Annotated in this window: 2 protein-coding genes; both read left to right on the top strand. The window is 70.6% G+C overall.

The features are described from left to right. The coding region (locus tag DBR34_RS23565; protein ID WP_258224036.1) for a BlaI/MecI/CopY family transcriptional regulator at positions 1 to 167 on the top strand (167 nt) is incomplete at its 5' end. Positions 168 to 170: 3 nt separating this feature from the next. Then, positions 171 to 1,144: M56 family metallopeptidase (locus DBR34_RS16785; protein ID WP_219928325.1), on the top strand; the 974-nt coding region annotated here is incomplete at its 3' end.

The raw sequence follows: 1,144 nt of genomic DNA on the forward strand, positions 1-1,144 counted from the left end.
ACAGCGTGGTGCAGGGCGCGGTGGCCAGCTTCGTGGAGAAGACCCTGCAGGGCTCGGTGTCGCCGTTCGTGGCCTTCATGTCGCACAAGGCCGAGGTCAGCGACCAGGAACTGGCCGAGCTGGAAGCGCTGGTCGCGCAGTTGCAGTCACGCAAGCGGGAGGGCTGAGCCATGGAGACGCTGATGATGGAACTGCTGGTGCGGCTGGGCTGGACCAGCGTGCAGAGCGCGGTGCTGGTGGGCCTGGTGTGGGGCGTGTGCCGGCTGCTGCCGGGCCTGCCGCCCTCCACGCGGGTGCGTTTGTGGTGGCTGGTGGCCCTGCAGGCGGTATTGGGCCTGATCTGGAGCAGTCCGCTGGAACTGGCGGTGCTGCCCGCGCCCGCGGCGCAGACCACGCAGGTGATCGCACTGCCTGCCATGGATGCCGCCGTTGCGGTGGCACCTGCGGCCGCCGACACGGTTGCGATGGCCGCGCCGGCCTCGGCGCTGTGGTCGTTGCCGGCCGTGCTGCTGGCGATGTGGGCGGCGGGTGTACTGGTGATGCTGCTGCACAGCCTGCGTGGCTATCGCCACAGCCGCGCGCTGGTACGCGATGCAGTGGAGTGCACCGATGCCTCGCTGCAGGACGCGTTGCAGCTGGCGGCCGAAGCACACGGCCTGCGCCGCGCGCCCGCCTTGAAGATCTCCGCGCAGATCCGCTCGCCGCAGCTGATCGGACCGTGGGCCCCGGTGCTGCTGCTGCCCGCGCGCGAACTGCCGGCGATGGCGGCCGATGACCTGGACATGGCGCTGACCCATGAGCTGGTGCACCTGCAGCGTCGCGATCTGTGGTGGGGCCTGCTGCCGGCGTTGGCGCAGCACCTGTTCTTCTTCCATCCGCTGGTGCACCTGGCCGCCCGCGAATATGCGCTGGCCCGCGAAGAGGCCTGCGATGGTGCGGTGGTGGCCGGGCATGGCCACTGCCGACACGACTATGGCCGGTTGCTGGTGCAGCTGGGCGTGGCCCCGCGCCCGGCGGTGGGTGTGGCCAGTGCGTCGCCGAACTTCCGCAGCCTCAAGCGTCGCCTGCTGAGCCTGCAGCAGACCCGTCGTTTCCCGCGCATGGCGGCCGTGGCGATCACCGCGGTGTTCGTGCTGGTCGGTGT

It is taken from the genome of Stenotrophomonas sp. HMWF003, from assembly GCF_003061285.1.
Taxonomy (GTDB): Bacteria; Pseudomonadota; Gammaproteobacteria; order Xanthomonadales; family Xanthomonadaceae; genus Stenotrophomonas; species Stenotrophomonas maltophilia_AP.